Source organism: Mycobacterium neumannii (assembly GCF_048452905.1).
GTDB classification, from domain to species: Bacteria; Actinomycetota; Actinomycetes; order Mycobacteriales; family Mycobacteriaceae; genus Mycobacterium; species Mycobacterium neumannii_B.
This window is the reverse complement of the sequence record NZ_JBCGVF010000008.1, coordinates 67,630-85,843: the sequence shown is the minus strand read 5'-3', so window position 1 is coordinate 85,843 and position 18,214 is coordinate 67,630. Positions and strand designations below refer to the sequence as shown.

Here is an 18,214-nt window from a genome sequence, read left to right as displayed (position 1 = left end):
GGCGACTATCGGGTCAGGGCGCGCACGGCGTCGGCGAACGCGTCGCCGCGGTGGCTGTAGCCGCTGAACTGGTCGAAGGAGGCCCCTGCGGGGGCCAGCAGCACGGTGTCGCCGGACCGGGCGAGGCCGCGGGCGGCGTCGACCACCGCGGCCATGATCGCATCACCGGATTGCGTTCCCTCGAGCCTGATCACATGAGTAACAGGATTAACATCCGACCCATTTGTCCCTTGCACCCCAAAATCCTCCCCCGTCACAACCTCGATGACGGGGACATCCGGGGCGTGTCGCGATAACGCCTCGGCGATCAGGGCCCGGTCGCGGCCGATCAACACCGCTCCGACCAGCCGATTCGACATCGAAGTGAGCAGCTCGTCGACCGAGGCGCCCTTGAGCAACCCACCGGCCACCCACACCACCCGCGGGTACGCGGCGATGGATGCCCGCGCGGCGTGCGGGTTGGTCGCCTTTGAATCGTCGACGTACGTGACGCCGTCGACGGTGCCGATTACCTCGGCGCGGTGTCTGCCGACCCGGAAACCGGCGAGCGCGTCGGCGATGGCCGCCGGTGGCACGTCGACCGCGCGAGCCAGTGCGGCGGCACCGAGCGCGTTGAGCACCCCGACCGGGCCGGCCACCGGGATCGACGCGGCCTGGGCCAGCGTCCAGCCGCCCTCGGGTGGATCGCCGAACGCGTTGTCCACCAGCGCGCCGTCCACCACGCCCAGTTCGCCGGGCCCGGGCTCCGCCAGCCGGAACCCGACGCGAGTCGGGGCGGCCGCCGTGTCGAGCAGGCCTGCGGCCACCGGGTCGTCGAGTCCGACCACGGCGACGCGGCCGTCGAGCACGCGGGCCTTGGCACCCGCGTAGGCGGTCATGGACCCGTGCCAGTCGAGGTGGTCCTCGGCGACGTTGAGCACCACGCCCGCGTCCGGCCGCAGCGACGGCGCCCAGTGCAGCTGGAAGCTGGACAGCTCCACCGCGAGCAGGTCGGACGGTTCGGCGAGAACGTCGATGACGGGGTTGCCGATGTTGCCGCACAGCACCGCGTTTCGCCCGGCGGCAACGAGCATCGCGTGCAGCATCGACGTGGTCGTGGTCTTGCCGTTGGTCCCGGTGACGACGAGCCAGCGCCGCGACGGCCCGAACCAGCCCGCCCGGTCCAGCCGCCAGGCCAGTTCCACGTCGCCCCAGACCGGCACGCCCGCCTGTGCCGCTGCGGCCAGCACGGGAGCGGTCGGCGCGAACCCGGGACTGGTGATCACGAGCGCGTATTCGCCGATGGTGGCCTGGGCCTCAACGGTGGTGACGACGCTCGCGGGCGTGATCAATCGCTGCAGCGCCAGCGGATCGTCGTCGCAGATCGTCAACCGCACGCCGGTGGGCTCCAGTACGGCGCTCACCGAGCGGCCGGTCAGTCCCGCGCCGGTCACCAGCACCCGGGCGCCGGGGACCAGCGGCTCGAGATGCGTCATGTCAGGCACCGACGGTCGTCAGCCACTCGCTGTAGAACAACGCGACGCCGAGCCCGCAGGCGATCGCGGTGAGCAACCAGAACCGAATGATCACCGTGGTCTCCGCCCACCCCACCAGCTCGAAGTGATGGTGGAACGGCGCCATCCGGAACACCCTGCGGCCCGTGGTGCGGAACGCCAGGATCTGCACGACGACCGAGACCACCTCGGCGACGAACAGGGCGCCGAGCACCACGGCCAGCATCTCGGTGCGGCTGGCCACCGACAGCCCGGCGATGATGCCGCCGAGGGCGAGCGAGCCGGTGTCACCCATGAAGATCTTGGCGGGCGCGGCATTCCACCACAGGAATCCGATGCAGGCGCCCGCGGTGGCCGCGGCGATGATCGCCAGGTCCAAAGGGTCGCGCACGTTGTAACAGCCCAGGCCCGGACTCGTCGCGCAGGCGTTGCGGAACTGCCAGAACGTGATCAGCACGTAGGCCGCGCACACCATCGCCATCGCGCCCGCGGCCAGCCCGTCCAGCCCGTCGGTGAAGTTGACCGCGTTCGACCATGCGCTGACCACCACGATGCAGAACAACACGAAAAGTGCGGGCGGCAGTGTGACCGTGGCGATCTCGCGCACATAGGACAGTTCGGCGCTGCCGGGTGTCAGCCCGTCGGCGTTGCGGAACTGCAGGGCCAGCACGCCGAAGATCACGGCGGCGGTCAGGATGCCGACGGTTTTGGCGGTCTTGTTGAGCCCGAGGTTGCGTGAGCGCCGGATCTTGATCAGGTCGTCGACGAATCCGACGACGGCCAGGGCGCTGGCCAGAAACAGCACGAGAAGGCCGGAAGCCGACGGTCCCCGGCCGTCGATCACGACGCCGACGAGGTGGGTACCCAGGTAGCTGGCCCAGATGCCCGCGACGATGGCCACGCCGCCCATCGAGGGGGTGCCGCGCTTCTTGGCGTGGGTGGGGGGTCCGTCCTCGCGGATCTCGTGGCCGAACCCCTGGCGGGTGAACAGCCGGATCAGCACCGGGGTGAGCAGGATCGAGACCGTCAGCGCGATGCCGACGGCGATGAGGATCTGCCTCATGCGTGCGGGTCCCGGGATTCGGCGAGCAGCGCTTCGGCCAAGGCGCCGAGGCCGGCCGCGTTCGACGCCTTCACCAGCACCACGTCGGACGGCTGGAGTTCGGCGCGCAGGAGGTCCAGCGCCGCGTCGGCGTCGGCGACCATGGTGGCCTCAGCCCCCCACGACCCCTCCATCACCGCGCCGTGGTGCATGGCGCTCATAGTCCTCCCGGTTCCGACGACGATGAGTCGTGACACATCTAAGCGCACGGCCAGTCGGCCGATGCGGTCATGCTCGGATATCGCGTCGTCGCCAAGTTCGGCCATCTCGCCGAGCACCGCCCAACTGCGGCGCCGGGCCCCGCCCATGCGGGCCATCCACGCCAGCGCCTTGAGGCCCGCGCCCATCGAGTCGGGGTTGGCGTTGTATGCGTCGTTGATGACGGTGACGCCGTCGCCGCGGGTGGCGACCTGCATGCGGTGTTTGGACACCGGACCGGCGGTGGCCAGCGCGGTGGCCACCTGCTCGAGCGAGGAGCCGCACTCCAGCGCCACGGCCGCCGCGCACAGCGCGTTGGACACCTGGTGGTCCCCGTGGACGGCCAGCCCGACGTCGACGGACCCGGCGCCGGTGTGCATGCTGAACCGCGGCCTTGCCAGCTCGTCGAGCGTGATCACATCGGCCCACACGTCCACGTCGCGGCCGCCAGGCTCACGCGACACCCGAACGATGCGCGCGGCGGTCTTGGCGGCCATCGCCGCCACCGCGGCGTCGTCGACGTTGAGGACGACGGCTCCTGATGCTGGAACTGCTTGTGGCAGTTCGGATTTCGTCTCGGCGATGGCCTCCCGCGATCCGAATTCGCCCAGGTGTGCGGTGCCCACGTTGAGCACCACCGCGATCGAGGGCGGGGCGATCGCGGCCAGCGCGGCGATGTTGCCGCGATGCCGTGCCGACATCTCCAGCACGAGGAAGTCGGTGGACCGCGTCGCGCGCAGCACCGTCCACGGATGCCCGAGTTCGTTGTTGAACGAACCGGGCGGCGCGATCACCTCGCCGAGCGGGGCCAGCACCGCGGCAACCAGGTCCTTGGTCGAGGTCTTACCCGACGATCCGGTGATTCCGATGATCGTGAGCCCGCCTGCGACGAGTTCCGCCGCGACCGCACCGGCCAGCTTCGCCAACGCCGTGAGTACGGCTGCGCCCGAACCGTCGACGTCGTGTTCGAGCACCCCCGCCGCGCGGTCGGATGTCTCCGGTGTCGGGTCGACGACGATCGCAGGGACCCCGACCGGGCGGGCGGCCAGCACCGCTGCCGCCCCGGCGTGCACCGCCGCGGAGGCGAAGTCGTGTCCGTCCGAGCGGGCTCCGGGCAGCGCGAGGAACAGACCGCCGGTCGTGACGGCCCGCGAGTCGAACTCGACGGTGCCGGTGACCCTGGTGGTCGCGGCGTCCGCTTCTGAGATGTCGGCGAGGCGGCCGCCGACGATCTCGGCGATCCGGGCCAGCGTCAGGTCGATCACGGCAGGGGTCCCCGTGCCTCGAGGGCGCGCCCCAACTCCTCGCGATCGTCGAAAGGTCGGGTGACCCCGGCGCCGGTCTGCCCGGCCTCGTGCCCTTTGCCCGCGACGAGCACGACGTCCCCCGGTCGCGCCCACGCCACCGCGTGCTCGATCGCGGCGCGGCGATCGCCGATCTCGACGACCTCCGCACGGCCCACCGCGCCGGCCACGATCGCCGCGCGGATCTCGGCGGGTTCCTCGTCACGCGGATTGTCGTCGGTCACCACCACCAGATCGGCCAGTTCGGCTGCGACGCGGCCCATCGGGCCGCGCTTGCCGGGGTCGCGGTTACCGCCCGCCCCGAACACGACGGCCAATCGGCCGTCGGTGTCTGCCCGCAACGTCTCCAGCACGGCCTGCAGGGCACCGGGCTTGTGCGCGTAGTCGACCACCGCCAGGAAGTCCTGCCCGCACTCGACGGGCTCCATCCGCCCCGGCACCGTCGCGGTGCGCAGACCGGGCACGGCCTGCTCGGGCGACACACCGACCGCGTCGAGCAGCGCGATCGCGAGCAGGCAGTTGGCCACGTTGTAGCGCCCCGGCAGCCCGATCCGCAGGTGGTGGTGCACACCCGCCGGGTCCACCGCGAAGAACTCCTGTGCGTTGCGTCCGACCGTGCGGACGTCCTCGATACGCCAGTCGGCGACCCGACCGGTCGCGCTGACCGTCACGGGCTCACGCGCCAGCCTGGCCATCTCCCGGCCGGCGTAATCGTCGACGCAGAGCACGGAAAGCTCTGCGCGGTTGGAAGATTCGGGAGCGAACAGTCGCGCCTTGGCCTCGAAGTAGTCCCGCATCGTCGGGTGGAAGTCGAGATGGTCGCGGGACAGGTTGGTGAACCCGCCGACCGCAAAATGCACACCGTCGACGCGGCCGAGGGTGAGCGCGTGGCTCGACACCTCCATCACGACGGTGTCGACGCCCTGCTCGACCATCACCGCGAGCAGCGCCTGCAGGTCGGGCGCCTCGGGCGTGGTGAGGACGCTGGCCTGATCGCGTCCGTCGATCCGGATGCCGACGGTGCCGACGAGTCCCGCCACCCGCTCCGCCGATCGCAGCCCGGCCTCCACCAGATAGGTGGTGGTGGTCTTGCCGGAGGTGCCGGTGATCCCGATGACCCGCAGCCGCTCGGACGGCCGCCCGTACACCTCGGCGGCCACCGCGCCGAGCACCGACCGCGGATCCGGGTGGACCATGACCGGGATTTCCACATCGGGCCCCAACAGCGCCAGCCCGTCGGGGTCGGTGAGGATCGCTGCCGCACCGCCTGCGATCGCCTCGGCGGCGTAGCGGCCGCCGTGCGACGACGCCCCCGACAGCGCCGCGAACAGGTCACCCGGTTCGACGTCCCCGCTGCGTAGCGTGACGCCGGTGACGCGGATGTCCGGTACGGCACCGCCCGCTGGCACCGCCTGGACCTGCCCGGCCAGCGGTCCAAGCGCCGCGCCGGCGGGATGGCTGGGTCGCAGGTTCATGGCGTTGACACAGTACCCAGTCGCCCTGGCGGCCCCCGCGACATATCGGGGCCGCCGCCAGCCTCGTCAGTCGGCTACCAGGGTCAACCGCGAGTCGGGATCCGGCGACAGCGGCACGTTCTCGCGCTGCAGCAGCCAGGAGGCGATGTTGTGGAACAGCGGTGCCGACGTGGTGCCGGGCTGGCCGTCGGCCGTGCGCTGCGGGTGATCCATCATGATGGCGACGACATAGCGCGGGTCGTCGGTGGTGGCGATGCCTGCGAACGTGATCCAGTAGACGTCGCTGTAATAGCAGCCGCAGGCCGGGTTGATCTGCTGTGCGGTACCGGTCTTCCCGGAGATCTGGTATCCCTCGACGGCCGCCTGCGAACCCGTGCCCTGCTGCACCCCTGTCGGGTCGCGCTGCACCGTGGCACGCAACATGTGCCGCACGGTCTTCGCCGTTTCCGGCGAGACCACCCGAATGCCCTCGGGGCGAGGCTCGTCGGTGCGGGTGCCGTCGGAGGCGATAGTGGTTTTGACGATGCGCGGCGGGACGCGCACACCGTCGTTGGCGATGGTCTGATACATGCCCGCCATCTGCAGCAGGGTCATTGAAAGGCCCTGTCCGATGGGCAGGTTGGCGAATGTGCTTCCCGACCACTGGTCGATCGGCGGGACCAGGCCCGCGCTCTCACCTGGCAGCCCCACCCCCGTGCGCTGACCGAGGCCGAACTTGCGGACCATGTCGAAGAAGCGCTCAGGGCCGAGTCGCTGCGCCAGCATCAGCGTGCCGACGTTGGAGGACTTACCGAAGATGCCCGTCGTGGTGTACGGCATCGTCCCGTGCTCCCAGGCGTCTCCGACGGTGACCCCGCCCATGTGGATCGACCCCGGCACCTGCAGCACCTCGTCGGGATGCGACAGCCCGTACTCGATGACCGATGCGGCGGTGACGATCTTGTTGACCGAACCCGGTTCGTACGGCGAGGACACCGCGGGGTTGCCCAGCTGGCGATGCTCCTGCCTGCCGATGTCCTGGCTCGGGTCGAACGTGTTGTCGTTCGCCATCGCCAGCACCTCAGCGGTTTTCGCGTCTAGGACGACCGCAGAGACGTTCTTGGCGCCGGAGAGGTTCTTGGCCTGCTGCACCTGCTGCTGGACATAGAACTGGATGTCGTCGTCGATGGTCAGCATCACCGTGGAACCGTCGACCGCGTCGTGGCGGTTGCGGTAACTGCCCGGGATGACCACGCCGTCGGACCCGCGGTCATAGGTGATCGACCCGTCGGTGCCCGCCAGCACGGCATCGAGCGAATCCTCCAGTCCCAGCAGGCCGTGCCCATCCCAGTCGATACCGCCGACGATGTTGGCCGCCAGCGAGCCGCCCGGATACTGGCGCAGGTCTTGACGCTCCGAACCGACCTCGGGGAACTTCTTGGTGATCGCCTCGGCGATGGCCGGATCCACCGCACGGGCGAGATAGACGAACGTCTCGTTGCTCTTGAGCTTCTTGAGCACCGTGGCCGAGTCCGGCTTGTTGTTCAGCCGCAACGCCACCTCGGCGGCGATGTCGCGCAACCTGCGGTCGGGTTCGGGCGCTTCGGTGCTTTTCGCCCTGGCCTCCTCCAACTGCTTGCGGACCTTCTGCGGCTGGAAGGTCAGCGCGCGCGCCTCGATGGTGAAGGCAAGCTTGTCGTTGTTGCGATCGACGATCGCCCCGCGGACGGCCTTGTCGACGTCGGTGACCTTGAGTTGGCTGGCCGCCTCGGCCCGCAATCCGTCGGCGCGGGGCACCTGGAGATGGAACAGCTGCCCCGCCGCGACGATCAGCACGAGGAAGATCGCCGCGTTGCCCACTCGATGCCGGAACACGAAAGAGGCGCTGCGCAGCCCGGTTTCGGTGATCGGAGCGCGAGTCCGCCGCGCTTTGGCCGAGCGCTCCTGAGGGCCGGCGGCCGGTGCGGCCTTGCGGGGCCGACGCTCGCGGCTCATGCGGCCGGACCTGCGGGATCCACGACCGCGGGGGGCACGACCGTTGGGCTGAACTGTTCGGCGCCGGGCACGGGACCCGGGAGCCCCTGCGGGTTCGGGATGTGCAGCGCATCGGCCGGGGCCATCGGCGCCGCGGGCGGGACCATCGGCCCCGGTGCGGCACCGGGCACCGGCGGCTGACCAGGAAGCACCTGCGGCAACGCCGGGACCACCTGCGGCACCGCGGCGCCGGGCGCAGGCACGGCCGCATTCGGGGTGGGCGCCGTACGCGTCGGTATCCGGACGGTGACCTCGCGGGGATCGACGACCCGCGGCGCGGGCGGCCGCGGTCCGGGTGGCGGCGCCTGCGGCGTCGCGTCGGGCAGCGGAGTGTTCAGCGGCGGCGGCGGAACGCCCTCCGCCGGCTTGGGTGTGCCGACCACCACCCAGTTACCCGCCGGGTCCTGCACGAGGTGTGCGGTGTCGCGGGACGGGATCATCCCGAGCTCGCGTGCGGCTTCTGCCAACGCCGGGGCGGCCTGCGCCTCGAGCACATCGCGCTCGAGCGCTTCCTTCTGTTGCAGCAGAGCCTGATTCGTCTCGCGAGCGTTGCCCAGTTGATAGGACCGCTCGGCGGCGTCGGTGGACAGCCACAGCGTCGTGCCCAGGCCCATTCCCAGCGCGCCGATCACCAGCACCACGAACGGCACCCTGGACACCAGTGCCCGCGGGCTGAGCTCCACCGAGGTCAGTTTGACGATGATGCGCTGGCGTAGTGGTGTCCGAACGACCTTTGGTGCCTTGGCCTTCCGCGCCTTGGCACGCGCCTTGGCCTGGCTGGCGTTCTTGGGCCTGCTCGGTGCGCCGGTCGGGCGCGGGATGGGGTTGGTCTGGGGCGCTGAGCGCTGCGGTCGCTGCTCGCGGGTCGGCTTGCGGCGCGCCTGCGCGTCGGCCGAGCGGCGCTGAGCGCCGGTGCGCCGCCGTTCGTCGGCGCTGCGCACCGCTTTTGCCCGCTTGGCCGGCTTGGCCGGTTTGCGCTGTTTGGTCTGTTTGGTCTGCTTGGCCTGCTTGGCGTTCACCTGGGTGCCCCCACCTTCTCCAGTGCTCGTAGCCGCACAGGCGCGCTACGCGGGTTCCGTTCAATCTCCTCGGGAGCTGCACGCTCGGCACCGCGAGTCAGTGCGACGAACTCCGGCTCGTGACCCGGCAGTTCCACCGGTAGGCCGGGCGGCGTCCTGGACGCCGTTGCGGAGGCGAAGGCCGCCTTGACGATGCGGTCCTCCAGGGACTGGTAGGCCATCACGACGATGCGGCCGCCGGGAGCCAGAGCATTGAGCGCCGCAGGCAACGCGTCGCGCAGCGAGTCCAATTCGCCGTTGACCGCGATGCGAAGCGCTTGGAACGTGCGCTTCGCCGGGTGCCCTCCGGTACGGCGCGCCGGCGCGGGAATCGCCTGATACAGCAGCTCGACGAGCTCCCCGGTGGTACGGAACGGCTGGCGGGCGCGCCTGCGGATGAGCTGGGCGGCGATCCGGCTCGCGAAGCGTTCCTCGCCGAACTCGCGCAGAAGCCGGGTCAGCGATTTCTGGTCGTAGGTGTTCACCACCTCGGCGGCCGTCAGTTCGGCGTCGGGATCCATCCGCATGTCCAGTGGCGCGTCGGCGGCGTAGGAGAAGCCGCGTTCGGTGCGGTCGAGCTGCATCGAGGACACGCCGAGGTCGAACAGGATTCCATCTGCATGGCTGGCCCGGTAGCGGTCGTCGCCAAGCACCCTGCCGATGCCGTCGTACCGCGTGCGGACCAGCATCACCCGGTCACCGAACCGCGACAGGCGCTCGCCGGCGATCCACAACGCATCGGGGTCGCGGTCCAAGCCGATCAGCCGCAGGCCGGGCAGTTCGGTCAGGAAGCGCTCCGCATGCCCGCCGGCTCCGAGGGTGGCGTCAACGAGCACCGCGCCCCCACCGTCGGAACTCCGCCGTGTCAGTGCCGGCGTGAGCAGGTCGACGCAGCGGTCCAGCAGGACGGGGACGTGTCCGTGGTCGCCGCTGCGCCGTTCCATCGCATTGCCTCCGTCCAACGCCCCTGCATCGAGGTCCCTGTCCGAGAGCGCGGACCTGGCGTCGGGGAAGTACGCCAGGGCCGGTTCGGGCAGAGGCCGCGATGCACGGGCTGGATGCCTGTGCCGGTCGACCGCCGAATCAGATGATGTCGTGCAGAGCTTCATCGGTGGCCGCGGAGAAGTTCTCTTCGTGGGTCTGCTGGTACTCCTGCCATGCGGTGGAGTCCCAGATTTCCAGGTAGTCGACCGATCCGATCACCACGCAGTCCTTCGAGAGGTTCGCGTAGCGGCGGTGATCGGCCGACAGCGTGATCCGGCCTTGTGCGTCGGGATGCTGTTCGTCGGTGGCCGCGGCCAGGTTCCGAAGGAATGCGCGTGCTTCCGGGTTGCTACGCGATGCCTGCGACGCCCGTCGGGCCAGCTTCTCGAACTCGGCGCGCGGGTAGACGGCAAGGCTGTGATCTTGGCTTTTGGTGACCATCAACCCTCCTGCCAGCGCGTCGCGGAACTTGGCGGGCAACGTGAGCCGCCCCTTGTCGTCGAGCTTCGGCGTGTAGGTGCCGAGAAACATCTCGCCACCTCCCTGCCGATCAACAGAGCCCCGGTCGCTCCGTTGTCCGCCACTTTACCCCACAATCCCCCACCATCCACCATTTGGCCGTCAATTTTCCTAGTGAGTCCCCACCCATCGCCCCACAGCTGGCGTCGCGCGGGCGGCAAAGTCCCGGCGTCGAGCGCAACGGTGAAGAAAAGTGCAGGTGAGCGCGCCAAGGGACACGGTGGGGTGAAGTGGGGGCGATCAGCCGCCGGACACACGAAAAAGGGGCAGCCCGCGGTGCGGGCTACCCCTGTGTCGTGTCAGTGCCTATTCGTCGAAGCGCCGACGGAAGCGATCCTCCATACGGCTGGCAAACGATCCACCTGAACCCTTGCCCCGCTTCTGCCGGGGAGCGCCCGGTTCGGCGACCGCCCGGTCGCGTCCACCGGGGACGCGCGGGCCGGTGATCGCGAACACCACACCGCCGAACATCACCATGAACCCGAGTACCGAGAGCACCGGGAAGCCACTGATCTGGGTGGCCGGGATCGCGACACCGGACACCAGCATGGCGAGGCCGAGCACGAAGAGTGCGGCACCCTGCAGGCGACGCCGGGTCGAGGGTGCGCGCAGGGTTCCGCCTCGGACACTCGAAGCGAACTTCGGGTCCTCGGCATAGAGCGCGCTCTCGATCTGGTCGAGCATGCGCTGCTCATGATCGGAGAGTGGCATTCGTCCCTCCCTCGGAACCCAGGGCCCACCGTGGCCATCTCATTGTTCAAAGTCATGTGTGCCCGCGTTCACGGGCATCTAACAGTCATGATACGAGGTCGATCTGAGCCGTACCACCTTGTTCGACGCCCGATTGTATGACGGACGCCGCCGCGTGGGAGGTGCAGGCGGATCCACTCGATAATGGTTGGGACGACACCGCCCCGATACGCGGAGAGGCAGACACATTTGGCGACATTTCTCATCGATCTGTCGCCGAGCGATATGCAGCGCCGGCTCGGTGACGCGCTCGCCGTCTACGTCGACGCGATGCGCTATCCGCGCGGCACCGAGGCGCAGCGGGCGTCGATGTGGCTCGAGCACACTCGAAGGCCCGGATGGAAGGCCGTGGCGGCGGTGACCATCGGGGACACCGACGACGCACCCGTCGATGACGCCGAACTGGCCTCAGCCCCGATGGTCGGCATCGCCTACGGCTACTGCGGCGCCCCTGACCAGTGGTGGCAGCAGCAGGTGGTGGCGGGGCTGCAGCGGGTGGGCACCGACCGCACCTCCATCGCTGCGTTGATGACGAGCTACTTCGAGCTCACCGAACTGCACATCCACCCGCGAGCCCAGGGGCAGGGGCTCGGTGAGGCGCTGGCTCGCCGACTGCTCTCCGACCGCGAGGAGTCCCACGTGTTGTTGTCGACGCCGGAGATCAACGGTGAGGCGAACCGGGCGTGGCGGCTGTACCGCAGGCTCGGCTTCACCGACGTCATCCGTGGCTACCATTTCGCGGGCGATCCGCGGGCTTTCGCGATCCTGGGCCGGTCATTGCCGCTGTGACACGGATTTGATGTCGGCGACGCCTCGGCTCGGCTCGGTCTGGCACGATGACCACGTGCCGGCCCGCCACCGCATCAGCAGACCCCGCCTGCTCGCGCTCGTGATGCTGATCCTCGTCGTGCTTCCGACCGCCGTCGGCTGCGTCCGGGTGCGGGCGTCGATCACGGTCTCTCCCGACGACAGGGTTTCCGGTCAGATCGTCGCGGCGGCAAAGCCGCGAAACGCCGACGACAAGGGCCCGCAGCTGCTGAACAACCTGCCGTTCGCCAATAAGGTGGCGGTTTCGGAGTACAGCCGCGACGACTACGTCGGCTCTCAGGCGGTGTTCTCCGACCTCACCTTCGCCGAACTGCCTCAGCTGGCGAACATGAACCGCGACGCCGCCGGTGTCGACCTCTCGTTGCGCCGGGCGGGTGACCTCGTCATCCTCGAGGGGCGCGCCGACCTCACCTCGCTCAGCGATTCGGAGGCCGACGTGTCGGTGACCGTGTCGTTCCCTGGCGAAGTCACCTCCACCAACGGTGATCAGGTGTCGGCCGAGATCGTCGAGTGGCAGTTGCGGCCCGGCGTGGTCAGCACCATGAACGCACAAGCCCGCTACACCGACCCCAGCGCGCGGAGCTTCACCGGCGCCGCGATCTGGCTCGGCCTCGGCTCCTTCGTGGTGGCGGCCATCATCGGAGCCCTGGCGTACATGAGCCGTGACCAGTCGCCGAAAGTGGGCGAAGCCCGCGATTAGCGCAGGCTCTACGCTGAAGGCGTTCGGGGCAGGGTGGTCGCACAGAGAAAGGGGCGCCCGCTGAGCGTGCATGCCACGGCACCGTCGGCCGTCGAGCTGGCGGGGGCCGTCACCGATCAGCTGCGGGACCATCTGCAGCAGCGTCGCAGCGAATGCGCCTATATGGGCGACGACTACGCCGAGATGACCGCCGCACTGGAGGAATTCGTGCTGCGCGGCGGCAAGCGGCTGAGGCCCGCGTTCGCCTACTGGGGCTGGCGGGCGGTCGCCGAGCAGCCCGAGAACCCCCTCGACCCGGACGTCCTGCGGTTGTGTTCGGCGCTCGAGCTGTTGCACGCCTGCGCGTTGGTCCATGACGACGTCATCGACGCCTCGGCGACCCGCCGCGGGCTGCCGACCGTGCATCGGCTGTTCACCGAGCGGCACCGCGCGCACGGCTGGCACGGCTCGGCAGAGCAGTTCGGCATGTCGGCGGCGATCCTGCTCGGCGACCTGGCGCTGGTCTGGGCCGACGACGTCGTCGCCACGGCGAACCTGTCGACCGAGGCCGCCGTGCGAGTCCGCCGGGTGTGGGGAGCGATCCGCACCGAGGTGCTCGGCGGCCAGTACCTCGATATCGTCGCCGAAGCCAGCGGAACCGACTCGGTGGCTTCGGCGCTGACGGTCAACATCTACAAGACCGCGTCGTACACGATCACCCGGCCGCTGCAGCTCGGCGTCGCCGCGGCCGCCGACCGGCCCGATGTCCATGCCGCCTTCGATCAGTTCGGCACCGACCTCGGCGTGGCGTTCCAGTTGCGCGACGACGTGCTCGGGGTGTTCGGTGATCCCGCGGTCACCGGTAAGCCGTCCGGTGACGATCTGCGAGCAGGCAAGCGCACGGTGTTGTTGGCCGAGGCGGTCGAACTGGCAGAAGACGTCGACCCCGCGGCGGCGAAGCTGCTCCGCACCTCCATCGGGTCGGAACTCTCCGACGCCCAGGTCAAGGAACTGTGCACAGTGATCGAGTCCGTCGGCGCGCTCGCCGCGGTGGAGAACCGCATCGACGAGCTCACCCGCCGCGCGCTCGACACCCTCGGTTCCGCCGACATCGACGCCCATGCCAAGGCGGGGTTGTCCGAACTCGCCCGATTGGTCGCGAATCGAACCGCATAACGATGACGACCCCCCCATCGACCTCCCCATCGACACGGCCGTCGAAAGCCGGCTTCACTGCGCACCTTTCGCGGTTCACCTCGTTCGCGACGTCACCGCAGGCCCAACCGGCCCGGCTGGGCTTCCTCGGCGCCGTTTTGATCACCGCCGGAGGGTTGGGCGCGGGCAGCACGCGCCTGCACGACCCGCTGCTGGAGTCGCTGCACCTGTCGTGGCTGCGGTTCGGGCACGGTCTTGTGCTGTCGTCGATCCTGTTGTGGGGCGGTGTGGCACTGATGCTGGCGGCGTGGCTGTGGCTGGGACGCCGGGTAGTCGACCGCACCGCAACCGAATACACGATGGTGGCCACCACCGGCATCTGGCTGGCGCCGCTGCTACTGAGCGTCCCGCTGTTCAGCCGCGACACCTACTCCTACCTCGCACAGGGAGCACTGCTGCGCGACGGCCTCGACCCGTACGCGGTCGGACCCGTCGACAACCCGAACTCGTTGCTGGACAACGTCAGTCCCATCTGGACCACCACCACCGCACCGTACGGGCCGGGCTTCATCCTGATCGCCAAGTTCGTCACGATGCTGGTCGGCAACGACGTCGTAGCGGGCACGATGTTGTTGCGGCTGTGCATGCTTCCCGGCTTGGCGCTGCTGATCTGGGCCGCGCCGCGCGTCGCAAGGCACATCGGCGCCGACGGTGCGACCGCGCTGTGGATCTGCGTGCTCAACCCGCTGGTGATCATCCATCTGATGGGCGGCGTACACAACGAGATGCTCATGGTCGGCCTGATGATGGCAGGCATCGCGTTGACGTTCTCTGGCCGCCACCTCTGGGGCGTGAGCCTGATCGCCGCGGCGGTCGCGGTGAAAGCGACCGCGGGACTGGCGCTCCCGTTCATGGTCTGGGTGTGGGCGCGGGACCTGCGCAACAGGCGCGACTTCTCGGCGGTCAAGGCGTTCGTGGCGGCGTCGGCGGGCTCGGCGCTGATCTTCACCGCGGTGTTCGCCGTGCTGTCGTTCGCCGCGGGGGTCGGGCTGGGCTGGCTGACGGCCTTGGCAGGTTCGGTGAAGATCATCAACTGGCTGACCCTGCCCACCGCGGCGGCCAACGTGATCAACGCCGTCGGCGGCCTGTTCCTGCCGGTGAATTTCTACGCGGTGCTCGACGTCGCCAGGATCATCGGCATAGCGCTCATCGCACTGTCACTTCCGTTCGTGTGGTGGCGGTTTCGGCGCACCGACCGCGAAGCACTGACCGGTATCGCGGTCGTGATGGTGATCGTGGTGCTTCTCGTGCCCGCCGCGCTGCCCTGGTACTACACCTGGCCGCTGGCCGTGGTGGCCGCGCTGGCACAGAGCAGGCGGTCGATCGCGGTCATCGCGAGCCTGTCGACGTGGATCATGGTGATCTGGAAACCCGATGGGGCACACGGGATGTACTCGTGGCCCCACGTGCTGCTGTCGCTGGCATGCGCCGCGGTGGCGTGGTACTCGCTGAAGAACGCGCCTGAGGTCAGGACGCCACGACCGCGGGCGGTCAATAAGCCGCGACCGCGGGCGGTCAATAAGCCATCGCCTGGGCCCGGCGCACCACCTCACGGGCCTGATGCGAGTGAAGAGCATCAACGGGCCGAGCATTAGGCAGTTCGTCGGTCGCGCCGTCGCGCCTGATGGTCAGGGACGCGTCGGGCGTGAACAGCCAGCGCACGATCTCGGTGTGGTGGTAGCCCCCGTCGCGCAGCACGACGAGTAGTCCGGGCAGGCTCTTGACGACGTGGCCGGTGTCGTCGAAGAACACCTTCGGGATCACGACAACGCCGTCTCGCCGGACCCCGATCAGATGGCCGTCCCGCAACTGCTGATGCACTTTCGTCACCGCGACACCGAGCATCTCGGCGACGGTGGGTAGGTCGTAGACGTCCTCGGCGGGATCGAGGACGTCCTCGGAGGCCGGAATACTGCTCACCGCACCGAGTCTAAATCTCCTAACCGTCGGCCCGAGCCGCAAAGCCGCCGGTGTCGCGCTCCGTAACATGTCTGCGGTGGAGGCCTACCCGCGAACGGACCCGCTGCTGGGAACCGTGCTCGACGGTCGGTACCGCGTCGACGTGATGATCGCGACCGGGGGCATGTCGTCCGTGTACCGCGGACTCGATCTGCGGCTGGATCGTCCGGTCGCGCTGAAGGTGATGGACAGCCGCTATGCGGGCGACTCGCAGTTCCTCACCCGGTTCCAGCGCGAGGCGCGCGCGGTGGCGCGGTTGACCGATCCAGGTCTGGTCGCGGTGTATGACCAGGGCGGCGGACGGATGGGCGGTCCGCCCCCCTTCCTCGTGATGGAGCTCGTCGAGGGCGGCACGCTGCGCGAGCTCCTGCGCGAGCGTGGGCCGATGCCGCCGCACGCCGCCGCTGCGGTGCTCGGCCCGGTTCTCGGTGGGCTGGCCGCAGCACACCGCGCCGGCCTGGTGCACCGCGACGTCAAACCCGAGAACGTGCTGATCTCCGACGACGGCGATGTCAAGATCGCCGACTTCGGACTGGTGCGGGCGGTGGCCGAAGCGAAGATCACCTCGACCAGCGTCATCCTGGGTACCGCGGCGTATCTGTCACCCGAACAGGTCAGCACCGGTGACGCCGATCCGCGCAGCGACGTCTACGCGGCGGGCATCTTGACCTACGAACTGCTGACCGGCCGCACGCCGTTCGCGGGCGACTCGGCGCTGGCCGTGGCGTATCAGCGGATGGACAACGACGTCCCGGCGCCAAGCACGGTGATCGCGGGCGTGCCCGCGCAGTTCGACGAGCTGGTGTTGCGCGCGACCGCCCGCGATCCGGCCCGGCGCTATGCCGATGCCCGGGAGATGGGTCAGGACCTCGAAGCGATCGTCGACGAACTCGGACTGCCACCGTTTCGGGTGCCGGCACCGCGCAACTCCGCCCAGCATGCGTCGGTTCCTCTTCACCCGCCTGCGGCGCCGCCGGCGGCTGCGGCCCCGCCCGCACCCCGCCAGGCGACCCGGACGCTCCCGCGCGACGACTGGCAGGCCCCCGAACCCGAATACCAAACGGTGTCGGGACGGTTCGCCGGAATCGAGCTCGAGGAGTTCTACTGGGCGCGGCAGCGCGCCAGGCGCGCACTGCTGTTCTGGGTGGTCGCCGTGATCACGCTGACGGCGCTGGTCGCGGCGGCCGCGTGGACGACCGGCAGCAATCTGACCAACCTGATCTAGTCGCGCAGCATCTCCGCGACCAGGAAGGCCAACTCCAGGCTCTGCTGGGTGTTCAACCGCGGGTCGCACGCCGTCTCATAGCGGCCGGCAAGGTCGGCGTCCGAGATGTCCTGGGCCCCACCGAGGCATTCGGTGACGTTCTCACCGGTGATCTCGACGTGGATGCCGCCGGGATGGGTGCCCAGCGCCCGGTGCACCTCGAAGTAGCCCTGCACCTCGTCGACGATGCGGTCGAAGTGGCGGGTCTTGTAGCCCGTCGAGGACTCGTGGGTGTTGCCGTGCATCGGGTCGCACTGCCAGACCACCTGATGGCCGGTGGCCTGCACCTTCTCGATGATCGGCGGAAGCAGGTCGCGCACCTTGTTGTTACCCATGCGGGTGACCAGCGTCAGACGCCCCGGCTCGTTGTTCGGGTCGAGGCGTTCGACGTACTCGACGGCCAGCTCCGGTGTCATGGTCGGGCCGAGTTTGACCCCGATCGGGTTCGCGATCACCTCCGCGAACGCGATGTGTGCGCCGTCGAGCTGACGGGTGCGCTCGCCGATCCACACGTAGTGCGCGGACAGGTCGTAGAGCTTCGAACCCTGCTCGGTCTCCGACAGCCGCAGCATCGCGCGCTCGTAGTCGAGCACCAACGCCTCGTGGCTCGCGTAGATCTCGGCGGTCTCCAGGTTGCGGTTGTCGACCCCGCACGCGCTCATGAACGTCAGCGCGCGGTCGATCTCACCGGCCAGCGCCTCGTACCGGGCACCGGCAGGCGACGTGCGGACGAACTCGCGGTTCCAGTCGTGCACCAGATGCAGCGACGCCAGGCCCGAACCGGTCAGGGCGCGTACCAGGTTCATAGCGGCGCTGGCGTTGGCGTACGCGCGGACCAGCCGCGACGGGTCATGCTCACGCACCGCGGCGTCGGGAGCGAATCCGTTGATCATGTCGCCGCGGTAGGACCGCAGACCGAGCGCGTCGATGTCGGCCGAGCGCGGTTTGGCGTACTGGCCTGCGATGCGGGCCACCTTGACCACCGGCACGCTGGCGCCATAGGTCAGCACGACGGCCATCTGCAGCAGCGCCCGCAGGTTGGCCCGGATGTGGGGCTCGGTGTTGTTGACGAAGGTCTCGGCGCAGTCGCCGCCCTGCAGCAGGAACGCCTCGCCGCGGGCCACGGCGGCCAACAGGTCCTTGAGCCGTTCCACCTCGGCGGGCACCGTCACCGGCGGGACGCTCTCGAGCACGGTGCGCATGTTCTTCGCCGCTTCGACATCCCAGGTCGGCTGTTGCACCGCGGGCTTGGCGAGCGCGGCGTCGAGCCGCTGCCGAAGCTCATCGGGCAGCGGCGGCAACGAGGGCAGCTGTTCGATGGGTACGTCGACGGTCCAGTTCACCCGTTCATGGTAACGGCCCGCGACATGTGC

General features: G+C 69.3%; 16 protein-coding genes. 5 read left to right on the top strand and 11 right to left on the bottom strand.

Annotation, left to right across the window (positions count from 1 at the left end; all coding sequences use genetic code 11):
• Positions 1-5: 5 nt before the first annotated feature.
• The 9 genes from murD to AAHH99_RS23055 form a co-directional block, all read right to left on the bottom strand.
• A complete protein-coding gene (gene murD, locus AAHH99_RS23095) occupies positions 6-1,484 on the bottom strand; it encodes a UDP-N-acetylmuramoyl-L-alanine--D-glutamate ligase (RefSeq protein WP_418770807.1) in 1,479 nt (492 codons plus the stop codon).
• Positions 1,477-2,556 (bottom strand): phospho-N-acetylmuramoyl-pentapeptide-transferase, encoded by a 1,080-nt coding sequence (mraY, locus tag AAHH99_RS23090; RefSeq protein WP_064393994.1) that lies wholly within the window; start codon positions 2,554-2,556, stop codon positions 1,477-1,479. Before mraY ends, murD begins: the two co-directional genes overlap by 8 nt.
• On the bottom strand, positions 2,553-4,058 hold the full coding sequence (locus AAHH99_RS23085) for a UDP-N-acetylmuramoyl-tripeptide--D-alanyl-D-alanine ligase (protein ID WP_418770806.1): 1,506 nt from the start codon (positions 4,056-4,058) through the stop codon (positions 2,553-2,555). Before AAHH99_RS23085 ends, mraY begins: the two co-directional genes overlap by 4 nt.
• On the bottom strand, positions 4,055-5,572 hold the full coding sequence (locus AAHH99_RS23080) for a UDP-N-acetylmuramoyl-L-alanyl-D-glutamate--2,6-diaminopimelate ligase (RefSeq protein ID WP_418770805.1): 1,518 nt from the start codon (positions 5,570-5,572) through the stop codon (positions 4,055-4,057). Before AAHH99_RS23080 ends, AAHH99_RS23085 begins: the two co-directional genes overlap by 4 nt.
• 66 nt (positions 5,573-5,638) lie before the next feature.
• Entirely contained in the window at positions 5,639-7,546 is a 1,908-nt protein-coding gene (locus AAHH99_RS23075) for a peptidoglycan D,D-transpeptidase FtsI family protein (protein WP_418770804.1), read from the bottom strand.
• Positions 7,543-8,604: a hypothetical protein gene (locus AAHH99_RS23070; RefSeq protein ID WP_418770803.1), complete on the bottom strand. Its 1,062-nt coding sequence runs from the start codon at positions 8,602-8,604 to the stop codon at positions 7,543-7,545. The genes AAHH99_RS23075 and AAHH99_RS23070 overlap by 4 nt, the downstream gene beginning before the upstream one ends.
• Positions 8,601-9,752: a 16S rRNA (cytosine(1402)-N(4))-methyltransferase RsmH gene (gene rsmH / locus AAHH99_RS23065; RefSeq protein WP_418770802.1), complete on the bottom strand. Its 1,152-nt coding sequence runs from the start codon at positions 9,750-9,752 to the stop codon at positions 8,601-8,603. The genes AAHH99_RS23070 and rsmH overlap by 4 nt, the downstream gene beginning before the upstream one ends.
• Complete coding sequence (gene mraZ / locus AAHH99_RS23060; protein WP_059098924.1) at positions 9,727-10,158, bottom strand: division/cell wall cluster transcriptional repressor MraZ; 432 nt, start codon at positions 10,156-10,158, stop codon at positions 9,727-9,729. The genes rsmH and mraZ overlap by 26 nt, the downstream gene beginning before the upstream one ends.
• Positions 10,159-10,452: 294 nt before the next feature.
• Entirely contained in the window at positions 10,453-10,857 is a 405-nt protein-coding gene (locus AAHH99_RS23055) for a DUF3040 domain-containing protein (RefSeq protein ID WP_418770801.1), read from the bottom strand.
• A 228-nt stretch (positions 10,858-11,085) separates the two neighbouring features.
• Here AAHH99_RS23055 and AAHH99_RS23050 point away from each other — a divergent pair, with 228 nt between their 5' ends.
• The 4 genes from AAHH99_RS23050 (at position 11,086) to AAHH99_RS23035 (ending at position 15,213) form a co-directional block, all read left to right on the top strand.
• Complete coding sequence (locus AAHH99_RS23050; RefSeq protein ID WP_418770800.1) at positions 11,086-11,685, top strand: GNAT family N-acetyltransferase; 600 nt, start codon at positions 11,086-11,088, stop codon at positions 11,683-11,685.
• Between the two features lie 103 nt (positions 11,686-11,788).
• On the top strand, positions 11,789-12,424 hold the full coding sequence (locus AAHH99_RS23045) for an LppM family (lipo)protein (RefSeq protein WP_418771104.1): 636 nt from the start codon (positions 11,789-11,791) through the stop codon (positions 12,422-12,424).
• A gap of 66 nt (positions 12,425-12,490) precedes the next feature.
• Positions 12,491-13,579 carry a bifunctional (2E,6E)-farnesyl/geranyl diphosphate synthase gene (gene idsA2, locus AAHH99_RS23040; protein ID WP_418771103.1) on the top strand — a complete coding sequence of 363 codons (1,089 nt, stop codon included), beginning with the start codon at positions 12,491-12,493 and terminating at the stop codon, positions 13,577-13,579.
• A gap of 2 nt (positions 13,580-13,581) precedes the next feature.
• Positions 13,582-15,213: an alpha-(1->6)-mannopyranosyltransferase A gene (locus tag AAHH99_RS23035; RefSeq protein WP_418770799.1), complete on the top strand. Its 1,632-nt coding sequence runs from the start codon at positions 13,582-13,584 to the stop codon at positions 15,211-15,213.
• Here AAHH99_RS23035 and AAHH99_RS23030 read toward each other — a convergent pair.
• Entirely contained in the window at positions 15,134-15,538 is a 405-nt protein-coding gene (locus tag AAHH99_RS23030) for an Rv2175c family DNA-binding protein (protein ID WP_418770798.1), read from the bottom strand. The two genes, AAHH99_RS23035 and AAHH99_RS23030, sit on opposite strands and share 80 nt — an antisense overlap.
• 67 nt (positions 15,539-15,605) lie before the next feature.
• On the opposite strand from AAHH99_RS23030, the gene AAHH99_RS23025 reads away from it, so the two are divergent.
• Positions 15,606-16,802, top strand: coding sequence for a protein kinase domain-containing protein (locus AAHH99_RS23025; protein ID WP_418770797.1), 1,197 nt, complete (start codon positions 15,606-15,608; stop codon positions 16,800-16,802).
• Here AAHH99_RS23025 and AAHH99_RS23020 read toward each other — a convergent pair.
• Positions 16,799-18,184 (bottom strand): class II 3-deoxy-7-phosphoheptulonate synthase, encoded by a 1,386-nt coding sequence (locus tag AAHH99_RS23020; protein WP_064394004.1) that lies wholly within the window; start codon positions 18,182-18,184, stop codon positions 16,799-16,801. The two genes, AAHH99_RS23025 and AAHH99_RS23020, sit on opposite strands and share 4 nt — an antisense overlap.
• Between the last annotated feature and the right edge of the window lie 30 nt (positions 18,185-18,214).